The following is an 18,895-nucleotide window of genomic DNA, read 5'->3' as shown; positions in this document are numbered from 1 at the left end:
CGCTCAACGCCGCATCCTCAGCCCGCGCGGTGTCGAGTAGAACCCGCCGGTCAGCAGGGAGTCCCGCACCGCGGTCTCGACCGGGCCGTGACCCAGGACGCCGGCGCCGTTGACCTTCTCGACGGTCAGCTTGTCCACCGCGCCCCGGCGGACGGTCTCGGCCACCGCGGGCCCGGCGGCGGCCAGGACGGCAGGCTCGTCCGTGAACGCGAGGACGGTCCTGCCGCCGCGCTCGACGTACAGGACCAGGGCGCCGTCCACGAGCACGACGACGGCGCCGGCCTTCCGCCCGGGCCGGTGCCGCCCCGCGGGCGCGTCCCCGCCGTCCGGAGCGGCCACGGACACGGGCTCGGGCCACTCGAGGGCGGCCCCGTAGGGGCTGGCGGGGTCGGTCGCGGCCAGCGCCAGCGCCACGGGCTCCTCGGCGCGGACCTGGTCGTCGGTGCTGAACGTCCGGAGGTGGTCCACCGTGGCGGCCTGCGCGAACTGGGCCGCGCCCAGGCCCTCGATGAAGTAGCCGCGGCGGGCCCGGCCCGTGTCCTCGAGCGTGGAGAGCACCTTGTACACGGTGGCGAAGCCGCCGGGGATCTCCTCGACCGCCACAGGGCCCTTGGTCACCACGCCGTAGCGGTCCATGAGCAGCTCCGCGGTGGCCGACGCCCGCAGCGTGGGGTCGAGGGGCTCGGGGCGCAGCATCGACCAGCGCCCGGCCACGAGCGGGGAGTCGTGGCGCTCCAGGGTGGCCGCTCCGGCCGGGGCGCGCAGCGCGCCACCGGTCCCGGGCCGGGCGGGGGCGCCGCCGGGCCGCAGCCGGGCGGCGCCCCGCCGGGACGTGGTGCGGCCCCGGGGCGCCCGGGGCCTGTGCCGGTGGGCGGCCTGCCCGCCGGAGAGCAGGGAGCGCACGGGCAGGAAGGTGTCGTTGGTGACCAGCCCGGACCAGACGAGGTTCCACAGCGCCGTGGTCAGCCCGGCGGCGGGGACCGGGTCCCCGGCCGCGTCGAGCAGACCCAGCAGCTGCGGGAAGAACCACGCGCCGCCGGGGGCGAGGACGTCGAGCACGCGCCGCTCCAGCGTGGAGTCCAGGGCCGCGGCCGCGGCCGCGAGGGTCTCGGCCGGGGGCAGGGTGAGCTGGGCGGCCTCGCTCAGGTGCAGCGACACCCACCCGTCGTCGCCGGCGAGGGACCCGGCCCCGGACCAGAGGATCTCCCCGGTGGCGGTCAGCTCGTCCAGCAGCTCGGGCCGGTAGTCGGCCACCCGGGCCGCGAGCACGAGCGGCTCCCAGGCCGAGGCGGGGACGGGGACACCCGCGAGCTGGTCCACCACGGTGAGCACCCCGTCCTCGCCGCGCAGCTGGTGGCCCCGGCCGACGTGCTGCCAGGCCGGCAGGAACCGGGCGTAGACCTGCCCGGACACGGGTTCCACGTCGCGGCGCAGCGCGGCCAGCGAACGGCGCCGGATCCGGCGCAGCACCTCGGCCTCGCACCACTCGGACGCCGCCGGGCCGGCCCCGCCGTCGTCGCGCACCGGCCGGAACTCGCCCTCGACCACCCGCCGGTCCGCGGCGAGCCGCTCCAGCGTGGTGCGCACCACGGCCGTGCCCAGCCCGAGCCGCGCGGCGGCCTCGTCCACCGTGAAGGGACCGTGGGTGCGGGCGTAGCGTGAGACGAGGTCGGCCAGCGGGTCCTCGACCGGCTCCACGAAGGCCAGCGGCACCCCCATGGGCAGGGGGACGCCCAGGGCGTCGCGCAGCCGGGAGGCGTCCTCGATCGCGGCCCAGTGCTCGACGCCGCGCAGGTGCACCCGCAGGGCGCGGTTGGCGGACACGAGCTGGTCGAGCCACCCGCCGGCGACGTCCTCGGGGCACGGGGCGTCCGGGTCCCCGGGGTCCTGGAGCCGGCGGACAGCCTCGGCGGTGGTGAGCGGGCCGAGCAGGCGCAGCAGGTCGGCCGCGCCCTCGATCCCGCGCAGCCGGCGGTCCGGGGCCAGGCGCTGCAGCTCGGCCTCCGTGCGCTCGAGGACCTCGGGGTCCAGCAGCTCCCGCAGCTCGGCCCGGCCCAGGAGCTCGTTGAGCAGGGCGGCGTCGAGGGACAGGACGGCCGCCTTGCGCTCGGCCAGCGGCGAGTCCCCCTCGTAGAGGAACTGCGCCACGTAGCCGAAGAGCAGCGTGCGGGCGAACGGGGACGGCTGCTCCGTGGTGGTCTCGACCACCCGGATGGCCCGCCGCTCGACCGCCCGGTGCAGCTCCTTGAGCGCCGGCAGGTCGTAGACGTCCTGGAGGCACTCGCGGATGGTCTCCAGGATGATCGGGAACTGCGGGTACTTCCGGGCGACGTCCAGCAGCTGCGCCGAGCGCTGGCGCTGCTGCCACAGCGGGGAGCGCCGGCCGGGGTCGCGCCGGGGCAGCAGCAGGGCGCGGGCGGCGCACTCCCGGAACCGGGACGCGAACAGCGCCGAGCCGCCCACCTCCTCGGTGACGATCCGGTCGAGCTCGTCGGCGTCGAAGAGGAACAGCTCCGCCCCCGGGGGCTCGTCCTCCATGGCCGGCACGCGGAGCACGATCCCGTCGTCGGCGGCCTGCGCGGAGCCGTCCAGCCCGTACCGCTCGTGCAGCCGGGCTCCCACGGCCAGCGCCCACGGGGCGTGCACGGGCATCCCGAACGGCGAGTGCAGCACCACGCGCCAGTCCCCGAGCTCGTCGTGGAAGCGCTCGACGACGAACAGCCGGTCCGAGGGCACCTGCCCCACCGCCTCCTTCTGCTCGCCCACGTAGGCGAGCAGGTTGTCGGCGGCCCACTCGTCGAGACCGGCCGTGCGCAGCCGGGCGCGGGCCTCCGGCTCCGGGGCCCCGGCGATCTCGCGGTTGAAGCGGCCCACCGCGCGGCCCAGCTCCACGGGACGGCCGGGGCCGTCGCCGTGCCAGAACGGCAGCTTGCCGGGGACGCCCGGGGCGGGGGAGACGACGACGCGGTCGTGCGTGATCTCCTCGATCCGCCAGCTGGAGGCGCCCAGGGCGATGACGTCCCCCACGCGGGACTCGTAGACCATCTCCTCGTCGAGCTCGCCCACCCGCTTGGAGTTCTTCCCGTCCTGCTCGCCCACGAGGTAGACCGCGAACAGGCCGCGGTCCGGGATGGTGCCGCCCGAGGTCACGGCCAGGCGCTGCGCCCCGGGCCGGCCCTCGATGGTGCCGGTCTCCCGGTCCCACACGATCCGCGGGCGCAGCTCGGCGAACTCGTCGGACGGGTAGCGGCCCGAGAGCAGGTCCAGGGTGGCGTCGTAGGCGGACCGGGGCAGGGTCAGGAACGGGCAGGACCGGCGGACGGTGTCGAACCACTCCTCGACGTCGACCGGGCCCAGCGCGGTCGCCGCGACGGTCTGCTGCGCCAGGACGTCCAGGGGGTTGAGCGGGACCGCGAGCGGCTCGATCCTGCCCTGCAGCATCCGCTCCACCGTGACCGCGGCGTCCAGCAGGTCCCCGCGGTGCTTCGGGTAGAACCAGCCGCGCGAGACCTCGCCCACCTGGTGGCCGGCGCGGCCCACGCGCTGCAGGCCCGAGGCCGCGGAGGGCGGGGCCTCGATCTGGACCACCAGGTCCACCGCGCCCATGTCGATGCCCAGCTCGAGGGAGGACGTGGCCACGACGCAGCGCAGCCGACCGGTCTTGAGGTCGTCCTCGATGACCGCCCGCTGGTCCTTCGACACCGACCCGTGGTGGGCGCGCGCCAGCACCGGCGCCGCGCCCTCGTAGTGGCCGGTCTGCCGGCGCAGGTCCGCGGGCCCGGGGTCGGTGGACCCGCCGGCCCCGTGGCCTCCGGACAGGGCGGAGCGCAGCACGTCCCCGACCTGCTGCGGGGCGGAGCCCACCGGGAGCCCGCGCGCCCAGTCGTCGGGTGCGCCGGAGCCGTGCCGGCCGGCGCCGTCCGGGAGGGTGCCGTCCGGGAGGGTGCCGTCCTGGCCCGCGCCGTCGGGGAGGGTACCGTCGTGGCCGGCGCCCTCCTGGCCCGCGTGCTCCAGGCGGAAGGCGTAGATCTCGTTCAGCCGTGCCGTGAGCTTCTCGGAGAGGCCGCGGGAGTTGGCGAACACGATGGTCGACCGGTTCTCGAGCACCAGGTCCACGACCCGCTCCTCGACGTGCGGCCAGATCGACGCGGTGGTCGTGGGGGCGAGGGCGTCGAGGTCGTCGTCCCCGAAGCCGGACCCGGCCAGGGACGGCGAGGCGCTCGGACCGCCCAGCACCGTCATGTCCGGGATCGGCACCGAGACCGTGAGGTCCCACGACTTCTCCGCCCGCGGCGCGACGACGGAGACCGGCTCCCGGCCGCCCAGGAACCGGGCGACCGTCTCGATCGGCTCGACGGTCGCGGACAGCCCGATGCGCTGCACCGGCCGCTCCAGCAGGGCGTCCAGGCGTTCGAGCGTGACCGCCAGGTGCGCCCCCCGCTTGGTGCCGGCCACGGCGTGCACCTCGTCCACGATGACCGTCTGCACGTCAGTGAGGGTCTCCCGCGCCTTGGAGGTCAGCATCAGGTACAGCGACTCGGGCGTGGTGATGAGGATGTCCGGGGGACTGGTCAGCAGGGCCCGGCGGATCGCCTGGGGGGTGTCCCCGGAACGGACGCCCACGCTGATCTCCGGCGGCTCGACCCCGGCGTGGCGCGCCGTCTGCGAGATCCCGATCAGCGGGGCCCGCAGGTTGCGCTCCACGTCGACGCCCAGGGCCTTCAGGGGGGAGATGTAGAGGACCCGGGTCCCGCGCCGCTCGCCCCGGGCGCTCGCCGAGCGGGCCTTGGCCCGCAGGCTGCCGCCGGCGGAGGCCGTGCCGTCCGCGGTCCCGGACGCGGGGCCGCCCGTGCTGCCGTCCGTGCTGCCGGGCGCCGCGCGGCGGGCGGCCGTGGTCCCGCGGGGGGACGCTGCCCCGCCGGCCGGGACACCCCCCGGAGCGGCCTCGGCCACGAAGCGGTCCAGCGCCCACAGGAAGGCGGCCAGGGTCTTGCCGGAACCGGTGGGCGCGACGATCAGGGCGTGCCGCCCGGCGGCGATCGCCCGCCACGCGCCCTCCTGGGCGGCGGTGGGCGCGGCGAACGCACCTGCGAACCAGGTCCGCGTGTGCTCGGTGAACAGGCTCAGGGCCGGGTCAGGCGCCAAGGCCCTGGATCCCGGGCTGGTGGATCCGCGGAGCGCCGCAGACCTCGGCGGGGACGGGGCTCGGGACGGGCTCCGTGCTCCCGGTCGGGCGCACGCGCCGGTCCGGGCCCGTCCGGGCGCCGCGCGCCGGGTGGTCGCCGGCCGGGAAGGCCCGGGCGGCGGGGAGGAGCGAGGACATGGGGGGCTCTTCTCCTCGGACGGACGGACGTGGAGGACCACGCCCCGGGGAGGGAGCTCCCCGGGGCCCTCATTCTAGGGCGGGCCACCGACACGAGGCCCCGGGAGTGCCGCCGTCGCCGCCGAGGGACCCAGGGGCGTGCGCTACGGCCGGCCGTCCTCGGCGGGGGGCAGCGCCGCGCGCAGCACCTCGGCGAGGTGGACGCCGTCGGCCCCGGTGCCCTGGGCGATCTGGGTGCGGCACGAGAAGCCGTCGGCCAGCACGATCGTCCCGTCCGCGGCCGCGCGGATCGCGGGGAACAGCTCGCGCTCGCCGAGGGTCTGCGAGACCTCGTAGTGGCCGGGCTCGAAGCCCCAGTTGCCCGCGAGCCCGCAGCAGCCGCCGCCGACCACGGCGGTGTCCACGCCCAGCTTCGCGAGGACCTCCAGCTCCCGGCCGTAGCCGCTCATCGACTGCTGGTGGCAGTGCACCTGGCACACGGCGCCGGCGGGACCGGTCTCGGTGGCCAGCTCCTGGAACGGCCACGGGCCGCCCTCGGCCAGGTGGCGGGCCGCGAACGCGCCGATCGTCGTCGTCAGCTCGCTGACCCGCCGGGCGCGGGGGTCGTCGGGGAGCAGCTCCGTGATCTCGTCCTGGAGCATCACGGTGCACGAGGGCTCGAGCCCGACGATCGGGTAGCCGGCCGCCAGCAGCGGCTCCATCACGTCGAGGGTGTCGCGCAGCACCCTCTGCGTCATGTCCAGCTGCCCGGTGGAGTGCCAGGTCAGCCCGCAGCAGACGTTGCCCATGGGTAGCAGCACCCGGTAGCCCATGGCCTCGAGCACCTCCACGGCGGCCTTGCCGGGGGCGTCCGCGGCGAAGTTGGTGAACGTGTCCGGCCACAGCACCACGGTGGGCCGGCCGTCCGCGTCGTCGCCCGGGCGCTGGTCGGCGGAGCGGCCGCGGAACCACCGGGTGAGCGGCTGGTCGGCGAAGGAGATCATCCGGCGCTTCGGCTCGATCCCGCCGAGGCGCTTGGTCAGCTCCTCGACGGCCCGGTTGGACTCCAGCAGGTTGATCAGCCGGAAGGAGAGGGGCACCTTCTCCACGATCCGCATCAAGAGCGGCATCCAGCCCATCGTGAACTGCGCCATCGGCCGGCGGTCCCGGCCGAGGAAGGAGAGCAGGCCGTGCCGGTAGTGGTGGTGCAGGAACTCGGCCTTGTAGGTCGCCATGTCCACGTTGACCGGGCACTCGGAGGCGCAGGCCTTGCAGGACAGGCACAGGTCGAGCGCCTCGAGGGTCTCCTTCGACTTCCAGCCGTCCGTGATGGACTCCCCGCGCAGCATCTCGGCCAGGGACCGGGCGCGGCCGCGGGTCGAGTGCACCTCGTCGTGGGTCGCCTGGAAGGACGGGCACATGGCCCCGACGTCGGAACGGCACGCGCCCACCCCCACGCACCGGTTCACGGCGCTGGAGAACGAGCCGCCGTCGCGGGAGAACGCGTGCACGGGCGTGAGCTCGAACGTCCGAGCCCCCGGACCGGGGCGGATGCCCTGGTCGACGGGCTCCGGGTCCACGAGCACGCCGGGGTTGAAGAGCCCGTCCGGGTCGAAGACGCGCTTGAACTCCGCGAAGGCGGCCCGTGCTTCGGGCGAGTAGATCGTGGCCAGCAGCTCCGAGCGGGCCCGGCCGTCCCCGTGCTCGCCGGAGACGGAGCCGCCGTAGCGGTGCACGAGCTCCGCGGCCCGTTCGATGAACGTCCGGTACGCCGCGACCCCGGCGTCGTCGGCGAAGTCGAAGGAGATGCGGATGTGCACGCAGCCCTCTCCGAAGTGCCCGAAGGGGATGCCGGTGAGGCCCAGCTCGTGCAGGAGGTCGTAGAGGTCGCGCAGGTACTCGCCCAGGCGCGCGGGCGGGACCGCGGAGTCCTCCCACCCGGGCCAGGCCTCCCCGCCGTCGGGCAGGCGGGTCACGATGCCCGCGCCGGCCTCGCGGATCCGCCACAGGGCCCGGACCCGCGCCGTGTCGGAGACGACCACGGAGTCCACGACGTTCTCCTCCACGAGCCCCGGCAGCGCCCGGGCACCCGCCTCGGCCTCCTCGGGGGTGTCCGCGCCGACCTCGCAGTAGAGCCAGCCGCCGCCGCGGGGCAGCTCCTCGCCGGCATGCTCCTGCCCCTGGCGGGTGCGCAGGGCGTCGAGCAGGTCCGAGCCCATGCCCTCGATCGTGTACACGCCCGGGACCCGCAGCCTCGGCGCCGCGGTCGCGGCCTCGAAGGCGTCCTCGAAGCCCAGTACGGCCAGGGCCGTGTGGGCCGGCCTGCGGACCAGGCGGACCGTGAGCTCCGTGATGACCCCGCAGGTGCCCTCCGTCCCCGCGAAGGCCTTGGCGGCGTCGAAGCCCTTCTCCCCGAGCAGGTAGTGCAGCCCGTAGCCGGAGACCTGGCGCGGGAACTGGCCGAGCTCGGTGCGCAGCATCGCGAGGTGGCGGTCCCGGATCCCGGTGAGGGCCCGGGTGATCGCCGGCTCGGAGGTGCCGCCCTCGTGCAGCTCGACCACCCGGCCGTCGGCGAGCATGACCTTCAGCGACACCAGGTTGTCGGCGGACGTGCCCCACGCCACGGAGTGGGAGCCGCACGCGTTGTTGGCGACCATCCCGCCGATCGTGCACCGCGAGTGCGTCGAGGGGTCGGGGCCGTAGGTGAGTCCGAACTCGGACGCCGCGGACCGCAGCTGGTCGCAGATCACCCCGGGCTCTATCGTGGCGGTCATCGCCTCGGGGTTGATCGACAGGATCCGGTTGAAGTGCCGGGACGTGTCGATGACCAGTCCGTCGCCGATCGCGTTGCCCGCCACCGACGTCCCGCCCCCGCGGGAGACCACCGGCCACCCGCGCTCACGGGCCAGCGCCAGCAGCTCGCGCACCTCCTCGACGCTGCGCGGCTCCGCCACCGCCTCGGGGAGCCGGCGGTAGATCGACGCGTCCGAGACGTAGGCGGCGCGGGTCGTGAGGTCCTCACGGATGTCGGTCATGGTCCACTTCCTGCGCGCCGGCAGCGCCGGTCCGTCCGGGGTCTGGTCAGAGCTGGCGGGATCGTCCCTGCGGGGACGGAGGCCTCACCACTCGGGGGCGATGGTGACCTCGGCGCCGTCGAGCTCCTCGGCCCACTCCACCTGGCAGCTCAGCCGCGAGGTGTCGTGCCGGGTGTCGTCGAGCATGTCGAGGAGGTCCTCCTCCTCGTCGTTGATCTCGTTGGCCTTCGCGAAGGCGCCCTGGTCGAGGTAGGAGTGGCAGGTGGAGCACGAGGCGTTGCCGCCGCAGGTCGCCAGGATCGGGTACTTGTGGCGGGTGAGGGCCTCCATGAGGCTCTCGAAGTCCTTCCACTCGACACCCTCGGTGCGGTTGCCCTCGCGATCGATCACGGTGATGTTGATGCTGCTCACTGAATGGCCTCCTCGGGGCGTGGCCGCCCCTGGTCTCGACGTCGGAAATCCCGCCGCCCATTGTACGGTCGCGCGGCGGGCGCCCCGGACGGGCCGGGCAGTCCCGAGGCGTGCCGAGCGGGCGGCCCGTCCAGGGTGCCCCCTGCCCGGTGCGCGGTTCGGGCGGTGCGGCCCCAGTGGTGCGGCCGGGTCCGCGCCGGTCGGCCGGTCCGGCTCAGCCGGAGGCGGGGAGGGGCCGGATCGTCAGGGACTGGGCCACCTGGCCCAGGTAGCCGGCCTCGTCGTGCAGCGCCGACTCGGTGAGACCCACGCCGGTGTCGCCGAAGGTGACGTGCGTGTCGAGGCCCACCCACGGGGAGACCGGCTCCCGGACCAGGTGCACGCCGAGGTCCACGTTCGGGAAGGCCATCTCGTCCGGGCCCACCCGCACGGCGATGCCGTTGGCGGCGTCCACCGCCGCCAGGAACCGCGCCGTGGTGGACGACTCCTCGCCGGCGACGACGGCGTGCGGCGCGCGCAGCCACATGGCGGCCCGGCCCGGCCGGTGCTCCCGCACGGTGCGGCCCTCGAGGGACGCGATGTACCCGCCGGGCCAGCGCCCGGTCATCGTGGTGGGCAGCGTGTCGGTCACGGGCGGCAGGGCCTCCCGGTGCGTGCCGGCGGACCCGGCGGTCTCCCCGCGGACCAGCCGCCACACGCTGAGCCGGATGCAGGAGCGGCCCGCGTGGCTCATCGTGGCCTCGACCAGCTCGATGGTGCGGCCCGGGCGGACCACGCGCGTCGTCACCTCGACCTCGCCGCCGGGGATGAAGCCGAGGATGTCGTAGGAGAAGCGCACGGGCAGCAGGTCCTCGCGGGGGTGGTCGACGTCCACGGCGTGGGCGAGCAGACCCGAGGCGGCACCCATGTGCTGCTCGGCGTCGCTCCACGCGCCCTGCGAGTGCAGCGTCGAGCGGAACCTGGTGCCGTCCAGCCGCACGAAGTACGCGTCCGGGTACTCCTCCCCGTCCGCGCCCAGGTGTCCGGCCGCCCGCGCCGTCGTCGTCATGCTGCACCCCTCCGTTCGCCGCCCGCCGGACGGCGGGCCGTGACGGCACCACGGTAGCGGATGCGACCGCCGCGACCGGCAGCACGCCTCCACGCCTCCCGCCGGTGACCGGGGCTCTCCCTGCGGGACACGGAGAGCCACGATCCGCCGGGCCCCGTGGTCAGCGGGCCGGCGACTCGGGCTGCTCGGGGTGCCGGGGGCGCTCCGGGTGCTCCACCAGGAGCTCGCGGAGCTCGGCGATCTCCTCCTGAAGCCGGTGGACGTGGGCCTCGGTCGCCGCTGCGTTCTGGTCCCCCTCCTCCGCGACCTGCTGGATGAGCCACGAGGCCAGCGTGGCGGTGACGACGCCGAGGAGCGCGATGCCGTAGATCATCAGCGCGATCGCGATGACCCGCCCGGTGGCGGTCACGGGGTAGAGGTCGCCGTAGCCGACGGTCGTGATGCTGACGACGGCCCACCACAGGGCGTCCCAGAAGGTGGTGATGAGCGCGTCCGGGTGGTCCCGCTCGGTGTCGTACATGGCCAGGGCCGCGATGTAGACGAGCAGGACCGAGGCGCCGCTGATGTAGATCACGACCCGGCCCCGCAGGGCGACGCCGGCGACCCGGTGGAGGACGCTGAGCGTGGTGAGCAGCCGGAGCAGGCGGAGAGGCCTGAGCATGGGCAGGGCCACGATGACCAGCTCGTGCAGGTGCCGCAGGAACCAGGACAGCCTGGCGGGGGCCAGCGCCAGGCTCACCACGTAGTGCAGGGCGAACAGGAGCCAGATGCCCACCAGGACCGTCTCCGCGGTCCGGTCCGGAAGCGTCTCGGGGTCGAGCACCTGCCAGCTGTACACGGCCAGGTAGAGCACGGCCGCCAGCATCATCGGCCACTCCGTGATGTTCTGCCATCGTTCCAGGGTCATGCCACCAGTGAACCGCACCGCGGCGCGGCGACGGATCAACCGCTCCGATCCCCGAGCCGGTCTGGGGCCTGTCCGGCCACGCCAGGACATGCGGAAGGCCCCTGCGTCCCGGGGGAGCAGGGGCCTTCTCGACTGGCGGTGACGGAGGGATTTGAACCCTCGTTGGCTCTTACACCAAACATCATTTCGAGTGATGCACCTTCGGCCGCTCGGACACGTCACCAGCTCGCAGTACTGTACCGGCTGGCGTGCTCAAGCGCCAAAACCCGCGGAGCCGGCAGGGCCGGGACCGGGCGCCCCGGCGTCGTCGTCCCCGCCGCGCCGGTGCCCGGCGAAGAAGTCGAGGAGCAGGCGGGAGCACTCCTCCTGCAGGACGCCGCCGGTCACCTCCACCCAGTGGTTGAGCCGCCGCTCCCGGAGCACGTCGAGCACCGAGCCCGCGGCCCCGGCCTTGTCGTCCCAGGCACCCAGCACCACCCGGGGCACACGGGCCAGGACGATCCCGCCCGCGCACATCGCGCAGGGCTCGAGCGTCACCACGAGCGTGCAGCCGTCCAGCCGCCACGAGCCCAGCGTGCGGGCGGCGTCGCGCAGGGCCAGGATCTCGGCGTGGGCGGTGGGGTCGCGATCGGCCTCCCGGCGGTTGCGCCCGCGCCCCGCCACCGTCCCGTCCGGGCCGACGACGACGGCGCCGATCGGCACGTCCCGCGTCTCGAGCGCGGCCCGGGCCTCGGCCAGGGCCAGCCGCATCCACTCCTCCGCCCGTGCTTCGGACCGAGTGCGCGGGGGCAGTGCCATGCGGAGTCCTCTCCTCCTGTCTCCTCCTCGGCGGATCGCGGGGAGGAGAGGGGCCCGGCGAGGGGGCGGGGTGCCTCCGTGGCCCGGTGGTAATTTTGATCCATGCGAGTGACCGTTCTCGACCACCCACTGGTGGCACACAAACTGACCGTGCTCCGGGACAAGAACACCACGTCCCCGGTGTTCCGCCTGCTCGTCGAGGAGCTCGTGACGCTGCTCGCGTACGAGGCCACCCGGGGGGTCCGGGTGGAGCCGGTGGAGATCGACACCCCGGTCACGCGCACCACGGGGGTGGGGCTGTCGAAGCCCCGGCCCCTGGTCGTGCCGATCCTGCGTGCCGGCCTCGGCATGCTCGAGGGCATGACCCGGCTGGTCCCGACGGCCGAGGTGGGCTTCCTGGGCATGGCCCGCAACGAGGACACCCTGGACATCATCACCTACGCCGAGCGCCTGCCCGACGACCTCACCGGGCGGCAGGTCTTCGTCCTCGACCCGATGCTGGCCACGGGCGGCACCCTGCGGGAGGCCATCAAGTTCCTCTACCGCCGCGGGGCGGAGCAGATCACGTGCGTCTGCCTGCTGGCCGCCCCCGAGGGACTGGCCGCCCTCGAGGAGGAACTGGGGGACTCCGAGGTCAGCATCGTCCTGGCTGCGAGGGACGAACGGCTCGACGAGAACTCCTACATCGTCCCGGGCCTCGGCGACGCCGGGGACCGGCTCTACGGCGTGGTCGACTGACCACGACCCCCGGCAATCGGCGGATTGCCCGCCGGAACGGCCCGTCGACCCGGTCGGCGGGCCGTTGTCGTCCCCGAAAGCGGGTATCCACATCGTGAGACGGAATGTTCACCGAAATTGGTGTCTTGACAACAGAATCCGGAAGTGTATAGAGACCGGCGGGAGCGGATCGACCGCCTGATGTCTGATATCCCGGGCTTTTCCTCGAGCGATGAGAAGCGAGGGCAAGTGAAGGGGGTTTATTTTGACCGTCGACTTGTACGACTGTCGTCCCAATCTCACATGGTGAGATAGCGTCATGATTATTACTTGCGCGATGGATGGGCCTGGTGGACCATGAGCTGGACGCCACTGTCAGGGATTTGTCAGCTTCGCGGGGACCCTCCCCGACCCACCACGGAGCCGGCGGTCCGGGAGCTGGGAGTGGTGGGGTCGTTCCGAGGGGCGGGGCGACCTAGGTGGACGGAGCGTCGTCCGCCGCACGAAGCAGAGACGAGGCGCACCAGATGCCAGGCACACCGGGATACGTGCACATTTCTCAGCGCAACCGCGCGGGCGAGTCCCGCGGTGCGCGCGGTCCTGCCGCGGCTCCCGAGCGGGGGCAGACGGCCCCCGCCGACTACCGCAGTCTCCGGAACACGCTCGGCCCCATGCCGGCCACGCCCGGGGAGCCGCCGCTGCCCACCCGCCTGCAGCGGGACACCGCGCCCCGACCCCAGGCGCAGGAGAACGAGGCGCGCGGCTTCGTGATCTACGTGGGCCTCAACGAGGAGACCGCGGCGGCCAGCGGCACCTCGCTGGTGAAGATGGTCCAGAGCATCCGGGCCTACGCCCAGCAGCTCGTCCCCCAGGCCGACTCCTACGCCGCAGTGGCACTGGCGCCCGCCCAGACCGCCGGCACCGACCTCGAGGTCGTCCGCAACGCCCTGGGGGACCCCACCTCCGGGACCGTGCGACCTGCGGCGCCCGCCGCGCCGGCGCCGGCGCCCGAGACGAAGACCAGTCAGTCCACCGGAGTGCTGATCGACCTCTCCCGCCGGGAGGTCTTCCTCGACGGCGGTCTCCTGAACCTCACCTTCAAGGAGTTCGAGCTGCTGAACTACCTCGTGGAGAACGGCAGCCGGACGGTCGGCCGCCACGAGCTCCTGCACAGCCTGTGGCGCGACTCGGAGGAAGTGCCCAACGAGCGGACCATCGACGTCCACATCCGGCGCCTGCGCTCCAAGCTCGGCCGGCTCGCCAACACCGTGCGCACCGTCCGCGGCCAGGGCTACCGCTTCTACGAGCACCCCGAGGTCGTGGTCTGGGCCGCGCCCGAGTACTCGATCTGATCCGCCCACTCGTCCGCAGCCGGACTGCGCAGGCCCCGGCACCCTTCTTCGAGGCTCAGGGGCCGCCCTGTGCCCGGCGGGCGCGTGACATCATGAACCGATGACCCGCCACGACCGCAAGAAGCTCGTCCTCATGCGCCACGCGGAGGCAGAGCACCCCTGGGGCGTGTCCGACCACGACCGCCCGCTCGACCGGGGCGGGGCCGCGGATGCCGCCGCGGCCGGGCGCTGGCTGCTGGAGCACGGGCCCGTGCCGGACATGATCCTGTGCTCGAGCGCTCTGCGCGCGCGCCAGACCTGCACATGGGTGTGCAGCGTCCTCGGCGACCTCGCGCCGACCGCCCGGCTCGACGAGTCGCTCTACGCGGCCCCGGACACGCGGATCATCGCGGCGGTCAACCACGTGCCCGAGACCGTGCAGTCCCTATTGCTGATCGGACACCTGCCCGGACTGCGGGACGCCGCCCTCCGCCTGGCCACGCCGGACTCCGACTACGACGCCGTGATGGCTCTCGCGGACGGCTGCCCCACCTCGGGACTGGCGGTCCTGGACGTCGCCGGTGCCTGGGCCGGACTGGACGGCGCGGACGCCCGCCTGATGCACTTCACCGTGCCGCGAGCGTCCGAGGGGGAGGGCTGATCCGGAACCCTGCCGCCGCGCGGCGGCAGCAAGGACGGCGCCAGGGCAGCAAGGACGGCGCCAGGGCAGCAAGGACGGCGCCAGGGCAGCAGCCAGGACGGAGGAACGAGGATGCGGCAGGTGGAGTTCACCCCGTCGGGGGAGCGTGTGGGCGCGGTCGGGTACGGGGCCATGGGCCTGAGCTGGGTCTACGACCGGCACGGGCTGACCGAGCGGCAGAAGCACGAGGTGCTCGGGCTCGCCGTGGACCTCGGCGCGAACTTCGTGGACACCGCGGTGCTCTACGGCGGGGGAGCCAACGAGGAGCTCGTCGGTGCCGCCCTCGGCGGGCGCCGGGACGAGGTGTTCCTCTGCTCCAAGACCGGTCTGCGCGCGGCGTCCCTGGAACCGCCCCGGACGGAGCGCTGCGGGCACCCGGACGAGGTGCGCCGCTCCGTCGAGGACAGCCTGCGCCGGCTGCGCACCGACGTCGTGGACCTCTACTACCTCCACCGGGTGGACCCCGGCGTGCCCCTGGAGGAGACGTGGGGCGCGATGGCCGAGCTCGTAGCCGCGGGCAAGGTCCGCCACGTGGGGCTCTCCGAGGTGAGCACGGAGCAGGCCGACCGGGCGCACGCGATCCACCCGGTCGCGGCCGTGCAGTCGGAGTACTCCCTGTGGACCCGCAACCCCGGCGGATCCGGTCCCACCGCGGACGGTGACCCCTCGGGCGACGTCGTCTCCTGGTGCGCGGATCACGGGGCGATGTTCGTCCCCTTCTCCCCGCTGGGCCGTGGCTACCTCACCGGCGGCCTCGCCGGCCGGACGTTCTCCGCCTCCGACTTCCGCTCGCGCAACCCCCGGTTCACGGCGGAGGCCGTGGCCGCCAACGAGGACGCCGTGCTCGGGCCGCTCCGGGAGGTCGCCCACCGGCACGAGGCGTCCCTCGCGGCGGTCGCGATCGCCTGGACCATGGCGCCGGGCGAGCACGTGCTGCCCATCCCCGGCACCACCGACCCCGGCCACCTGCGGGAGGACGCGACGGCCGCCGGGCTGCGCCTCACGGCCGAGGACCTCGAGCTGCTGGACGGCGTCGTCGCCGTCGGCGACCGGTACTGAGGGGGACGGCCGTGCGCGCGGTCGTCTGCGGGGCGGGCATCGCCGGGCTGTCCCTGGCAGGGTGCCTGGGCCGGCGGGGCTGGGACGTCGTCGTCCTGGAGCGGGCGCCGCGACCCCGGGAGCAGGGCTACATGATGGACTACTTCGGCCCCGGCTGGGACGCGGCCGAGGCGATGGGCGTGCTGCCCGGGATCCTGGAGCTCGGCTACAGGGTGGACCGGCTCAGCTACGTGGACGACCGCGGCCGGGACCGGGCGGGGCTGCCGTTCGCCCGGTTCGCGGGCGCCCTCGACGGACGCCTCGTCAGCGTGATGCGGCCCGACCTCGAGCGGGTGCTCCGCGAGCACGCCCGGGACGTGGCAGAGCTCCGCTTCGGGCGGCGCGTCGTCGCGGTCCGGGAGCGGCCCGGCGGGGCGGGGGCGGTGCTCGACGACGGCACGGTGCTCGAGGCCGACCTGCTCGTCGGCGCCGACGGCGTGCACTCGGCCGTCCGGGGCTCGGTGTTCGGTCCCGAGGAGCGCTTCCGCCGCTGGCTGGGCCTGCACACGGCGGCGTACGTCTTCGAGGACCCGGAGGCCTACCGGGAGATCGGCAACCGCTTCTGCCTCACGGACAGCATCGACCGTGCCATGGGCTTCTACGGGCTGCGCGACGGACGCGTGGCCGCGTTCGCCGTGCACCGGGCCACCGGACCGGCCCTGCCGGCCGACCCCCGTGAGACCCTGCGCGACGTCCACGGACCGCTCGGCTGGATCGCGCCCCGCGCCCTCGCGGCCTGCCCCGGCGCGGACCGGCTGTACTACGACCAGGTGGCGCAGATCGAGGCGCCGCGCTGGAGCCGCGGCCGGGTCGTGCTGCTCGGGGACTCGGGGCAGGCGGTGTCCCTGCTGGGCGGCCAGGGCGCCTCGCTGGGTGTGGCCGGGGCCTGGCTCCTGGCGGAGCGGCTCGCCCGGGCGGCGTCGGTCGAGGAGGGCCTGCGGGCCTGGGAGCGGGTCTGGCGGCCGGTCGTGGCCGAGAAGCAGCGCGTCGCCCGGAGCGGCGCGCAGTGGTTCCTGCCGTCCTCCCGGGCGCGCCGGCAGGCCCGGCGCCTGGCGCTGCGGGCGGCCGGGCTGCCCGGGCTCGACGCCGTGGTGACGCGCGGCCTCGTGGGGCGCGCCGGGGGAGACGTCCGCGCCCTCGCCGAGGCCCCGGCCTGAGCCGTCCGCCGCCCGTGCCCGGCCCCGTACGACGCCGGGCACGAAGAAGCCCCTCATCGGCGTCTCCGCTGGTGAGGGGCTTCTCGGGGTGGTGCGCCCGAAGGGATTCGAACCCCCAACCTTCTGATCCGTAGTCAGATGCTCTATCCGTTGAGCTACAGGCGCATCGGCTCCTCGGCGTCACCGCCGTCCGAGCCGGACACAACTGTACCTCCGGCCTCCGGCTGCGCAAAATCCGCCGGGGTGCGACTCGAGGCGCTCCGGCGCGCGTAATCCGTCTGTGGCGGCCGGTGCCGGGGCGATAGGATGAGCCCACATCACAGTAGAGACCGGCCGCCCACCTCCACGCCGCTCACTGTGGGCCCGACGACGCCGGGTCGAGTGTTCGACGACGAGCACCACCACGAGAGCCCCGGGCGGTCGGCGGACGGCCTCAACGAGGAGACATGTCAATGGCTGACAACCCCACTGCAACGACGGAGACCACCGGGCTGAACGAGGCTGTGAAGGACGCGCTGGACAACGCGCCCACCACGCACGCGCACCTCCTCTCGTGGGTGCGGGAGATGGCGGAGCTGACCCAGCCGGACCGCATCCACTGGGTCGACGGCTCGGAGGACGAGTGGACACGGCTCACCGACGAGCTCGTGGACGCCGGCACCTTCGTCCGCCTCGACGAGGAGAAGTTCCCCAACTCCTTCGCCGCGTTCTCCGACCCGGACGACGTCGCCCGGGTCGAGGAGCGCACGTTCATCTGCACCAGGACCGAGAAGGGCGCCGGGCCCACGAACAACTGGGAGGATCCGGCGGCGATGACGGAGTCGCTGCGCAAGAGGTTCCGCGGCGCCATGCGGGGGCGCACCATGTACGTCATCCCCTTCGTCATGGGCCACCTGGAGGCGTCGAAGCCCAGCTACGGCGTGGAGATCACCGACTCCGCCTACGTGGTGTGCTCCATGCGCATCATGTCGACCATCGGCACCCCGGTGCTCGAGAAGATGACCGAGCAGAACGGGTTCTTCGTCGAGTGCATGCACTCGCTGGGCGCCCCGCTGGCCCCCGGCGAGGAGGACGTGCCCTGGCCGTGCAACCCCGCCAAGTACATCGTGCACTTCCCCGAGGACCGCGCCATCTGGTCCTTCGGCTCCGGCTACGGCGGCAACGCCCTGCTCGGCAAGAAGTGCTACGCCCTGCGCATCGCCTCGGCCATCGCCCACGACGAGGGCTGGCTCGCGGAGCACATGCTCATCCTCAAGATCACCAGCCCCGAGGGCGAGAGCAGGTTCATCTCGGGCGCCTTCCCGTCCGCGTGCGGCAAGACCAACTTCGCGATGCTGGAACCCACGATCGAGGGCTGGAAGGCGGAGATGGTCGGCGACGACATCGCCTGGATCCGCTTCGGCAAGGACGGTCAGGCCCGGGTGACCAACCCCGAGGCCGGTCTGTTTGGGGTCGCCCCGGGCACCGGGTGGCCCACGAACCCCAACGCCATGCGGGCGATCGCCCGGGGCAACACCATCTTCACCAACGTCGCCCTGACCGAGGACGGCGGCGTCTGGTGGGAGGGCATGACCGAGGAGGTGCCGGCGCGCCTGACCGACTGGAAGGGCCGGGACTGGACCCCCGACTCCGGGCGGCCCGCCGCGCACCCGAACTCGCGGTTCTGCACCCCGATCAAGCAGGTCGACATCCTGGCCCCCGAGTACGACGACCCCGAGGGCGTGCCGCTGTCCGCGATCGTCTTCGGCGGCCGCCGCAAGACCACGGTCCCGCTCGTGTCCCAGGCCTTCGGCTGGGAGCACGGCGTCTTCCAGGGCGCCACCCTGTCCTCGGAGACCACCGCCGCGGCCAAGGGCGCCGTCGGCGTGGTGCGCCGCGACCCGATGGCCATGCTGCCGTTCATCGGCTACAACGCCAACGACTACCTCGAGCACTGGGTCGAGATCGGTGCGCGCGTGGGCGAGGAGAACATGCCGGAGGTCTTCTACGTCAACTGGTTCCGGCGCACCCCGAGCGGCGGCTTCGCCTGGCCGGGCTTCGGCGAGAACTCGCGCGTGGTCAAGTGGATCGCGGAGCGGCTCGAGGGCAGGGCCGGCGGCCGGGAGACCCCGATCGGCACCGTGCCCACGAAGGAGGACCTGGACCTCACCGGCCTGGACATCTCCGACGACGATCTCGACGCCGCCCTGGCGGTCGACGTCGAGGAGTGGAAGGCCGAGCTGCCCAGCATCGACGAGTGGTTCCAGAAGCTCGGTCACGTGCCCGAGCCCATCCTCGAGCAGCGCGCCGGCCTGGAGAACCGCCTGAACCAGGAGTGAGCTCCGGCCCGGAGCGCGGTGCCCGGGCCCGGTGGACGGACGGACGAGGGGCCTCCCGTGCGGGGGCCCCTCG

At 74.0% G+C, this 18,895-nt stretch carries 13 protein-coding genes and 2 tRNA genes; 6 read left to right on the top strand and 9 right to left on the bottom strand.

The window, feature by feature from the left end; genetic code table 11:
- Nucleotides 1-3 precede the first annotated feature (3 nt).
- From ACH9D3_RS06345 to tadA, 8 genes are all read right to left on the bottom strand, one after another.
- Entirely contained in the window at nucleotides 4-5,145 is a 5,142-nt protein-coding gene (locus ACH9D3_RS06345) for an Lhr family ATP-dependent helicase (RefSeq protein WP_396410287.1), read from the bottom strand.
- Entirely contained in the window at nucleotides 5,135-5,323 is a 189-nt protein-coding gene (locus ACH9D3_RS06340) for a hypothetical protein (RefSeq protein WP_396410286.1), read from the bottom strand. Before ACH9D3_RS06340 ends, ACH9D3_RS06345 begins: the two co-directional genes overlap by 11 nt.
- Nucleotides 5,324-5,466: 143 nt before the next feature.
- Nucleotides 5,467-8,337, bottom strand: coding sequence for an FAD-linked oxidase C-terminal domain-containing protein (locus ACH9D3_RS06335; RefSeq protein WP_396410285.1), 2,871 nt, complete (start codon nucleotides 8,335-8,337; stop codon nucleotides 5,467-5,469).
- A gap of 84 nt (nucleotides 8,338-8,421) precedes the next feature.
- Entirely contained in the window at nucleotides 8,422-8,748 is a 327-nt protein-coding gene (locus tag ACH9D3_RS06330) for a 2Fe-2S iron-sulfur cluster-binding protein (protein ID WP_396398655.1), read from the bottom strand.
- 214 nt (nucleotides 8,749-8,962) lie between these two features.
- Nucleotides 8,963-9,796 (bottom strand): acyl-CoA thioesterase domain-containing protein, encoded by an 834-nt coding sequence (locus ACH9D3_RS06325; RefSeq protein ID WP_396410284.1) that lies wholly within the window; start codon nucleotides 9,794-9,796, stop codon nucleotides 8,963-8,965.
- Between the two features lie 160 nt (nucleotides 9,797-9,956).
- Nucleotides 9,957-10,703, bottom strand: a complete 747-nt coding sequence (locus tag ACH9D3_RS06320; RefSeq protein WP_396410283.1) for an ion channel — start codon at nucleotides 10,701-10,703, stop codon at nucleotides 9,957-9,959.
- A gap of 133 nt (nucleotides 10,704-10,836) precedes the next feature.
- Nucleotides 10,837-10,926, bottom strand: a tRNA-Ser gene (locus tag ACH9D3_RS06315).
- A 29-nt stretch (nucleotides 10,927-10,955) separates the two neighbouring features.
- On the bottom strand, nucleotides 10,956-11,501 hold the full coding sequence (gene tadA / locus ACH9D3_RS06310) for a tRNA adenosine(34) deaminase TadA (RefSeq protein ID WP_396410282.1): 546 nt from the start codon (nucleotides 11,499-11,501) through the stop codon (nucleotides 10,956-10,958).
- A gap of 102 nt (nucleotides 11,502-11,603) precedes the next feature.
- On the opposite strand from tadA, the gene upp reads away from it, so the two are divergent.
- The 5 genes from upp (at nucleotide 11,604) to ACH9D3_RS06285 (ending at nucleotide 16,504) form a co-directional block, all read left to right on the top strand.
- Nucleotides 11,604-12,239 carry a uracil phosphoribosyltransferase gene (gene upp, locus ACH9D3_RS06305; protein WP_380214748.1) on the top strand — a complete coding sequence of 212 codons (636 nt, stop codon included), beginning with the start codon at nucleotides 11,604-11,606 and terminating at the stop codon, nucleotides 12,237-12,239.
- Nucleotides 12,240-12,745: 506 nt separating this feature from the next.
- Complete coding sequence (locus ACH9D3_RS06300; RefSeq protein ID WP_396398629.1) at nucleotides 12,746-13,570, top strand: winged helix-turn-helix domain-containing protein; 825 nt, start codon at nucleotides 12,746-12,748, stop codon at nucleotides 13,568-13,570.
- Between the two features lie 100 nt (nucleotides 13,571-13,670).
- Nucleotides 13,671-14,210, top strand: a complete 540-nt coding sequence (locus ACH9D3_RS06295) for a SixA phosphatase family protein (RefSeq protein WP_396398628.1) — start codon at nucleotides 13,671-13,673, stop codon at nucleotides 14,208-14,210.
- 111 nt (nucleotides 14,211-14,321) lie between these two features.
- Nucleotides 14,322-15,308: an aldo/keto reductase gene (locus ACH9D3_RS06290; RefSeq protein WP_396410281.1), complete on the top strand. Its 987-nt coding sequence runs from the start codon at nucleotides 14,322-14,324 to the stop codon at nucleotides 15,306-15,308.
- An 11-nt stretch (nucleotides 15,309-15,319) separates the two neighbouring features.
- Nucleotides 15,320-16,504: an FAD-dependent oxidoreductase gene (locus ACH9D3_RS06285; protein WP_396410280.1), complete on the top strand. Its 1,185-nt coding sequence runs from the start codon at nucleotides 15,320-15,322 to the stop codon at nucleotides 16,502-16,504.
- Between the two features lie 89 nt (nucleotides 16,505-16,593).
- On the opposite strand, the gene ACH9D3_RS06280 is transcribed toward ACH9D3_RS06285, so the two are convergent.
- Nucleotides 16,594-16,669 (bottom strand) — tRNA-Arg (locus tag ACH9D3_RS06280).
- 287 nt (nucleotides 16,670-16,956) lie between these two features.
- Between ACH9D3_RS06280 and ACH9D3_RS06275 the strand changes: the two genes are divergently transcribed.
- On the top strand, nucleotides 16,957-18,822 hold the full coding sequence (locus ACH9D3_RS06275; RefSeq protein ID WP_396410279.1) for a phosphoenolpyruvate carboxykinase (GTP): 1,866 nt from the start codon (nucleotides 16,957-16,959) through the stop codon (nucleotides 18,820-18,822).
- Nucleotides 18,823-18,895: the final 73 nt, after the last annotated feature.

The organism is Kocuria kalidii, from assembly GCF_044462225.1.
Taxonomy (GTDB): domain Bacteria; phylum Actinomycetota; class Actinomycetes; order Actinomycetales; family Micrococcaceae; genus Kocuria; species Kocuria kalidii.
This window is presented reverse-complemented; position numbering and strand designations above follow the sequence as displayed.

Bases quoted from the DNA above. Each gene is read 5' to 3' on its own strand.
- ACH9D3_RS06340 (WP_396410286.1), bottom strand. From the start codon at position 5,323: ATGTCCTCGCTCCTCCCCGCCGCCCGGGCCTTCCCGGCCGGCGACCAC.
- ACH9D3_RS06335 (WP_396410285.1), bottom strand. From the start codon at position 8,337: ATGACCGACATCCGTGAGGACCTCACGACCCGCGCCGCCTACGTCTCG.
- ACH9D3_RS06325 (WP_396410284.1), bottom strand. From the start codon at position 9,796: ATGACGACGACGGCGCGGGCGGCCGGACACCTGGGCGCGGACGGGGAG.
- ACH9D3_RS06320 (WP_396410283.1), bottom strand. From the start codon at position 10,703: ATGACCCTGGAACGATGGCAGAACATCACGGAGTGGCCGATGATGCTG.
- tadA (WP_396410282.1), bottom strand. From the start codon at position 11,501: ATGGCACTGCCCCCGCGCACTCGGTCCGAAGCACGGGCGGAGGAGTGG.
- upp (WP_380214748.1), top strand. From the start codon at position 11,604: ATGCGAGTGACCGTTCTCGACCACCCACTGGTGGCACACAAACTGACC.
- ACH9D3_RS06300 (WP_396398629.1), top strand. From the start codon at position 12,746: ATGCCAGGCACACCGGGATACGTGCACATTTCTCAGCGCAACCGCGCG.
- ACH9D3_RS06295 (WP_396398628.1), top strand. From the start codon at position 13,671: ATGACCCGCCACGACCGCAAGAAGCTCGTCCTCATGCGCCACGCGGAG.
- ACH9D3_RS06290 (WP_396410281.1), top strand. From the start codon at position 14,322: ATGCGGCAGGTGGAGTTCACCCCGTCGGGGGAGCGTGTGGGCGCGGTC.
- ACH9D3_RS06275 (WP_396410279.1), top strand. From the start codon at position 16,957: ATGGCTGACAACCCCACTGCAACGACGGAGACCACCGGGCTGAACGAG.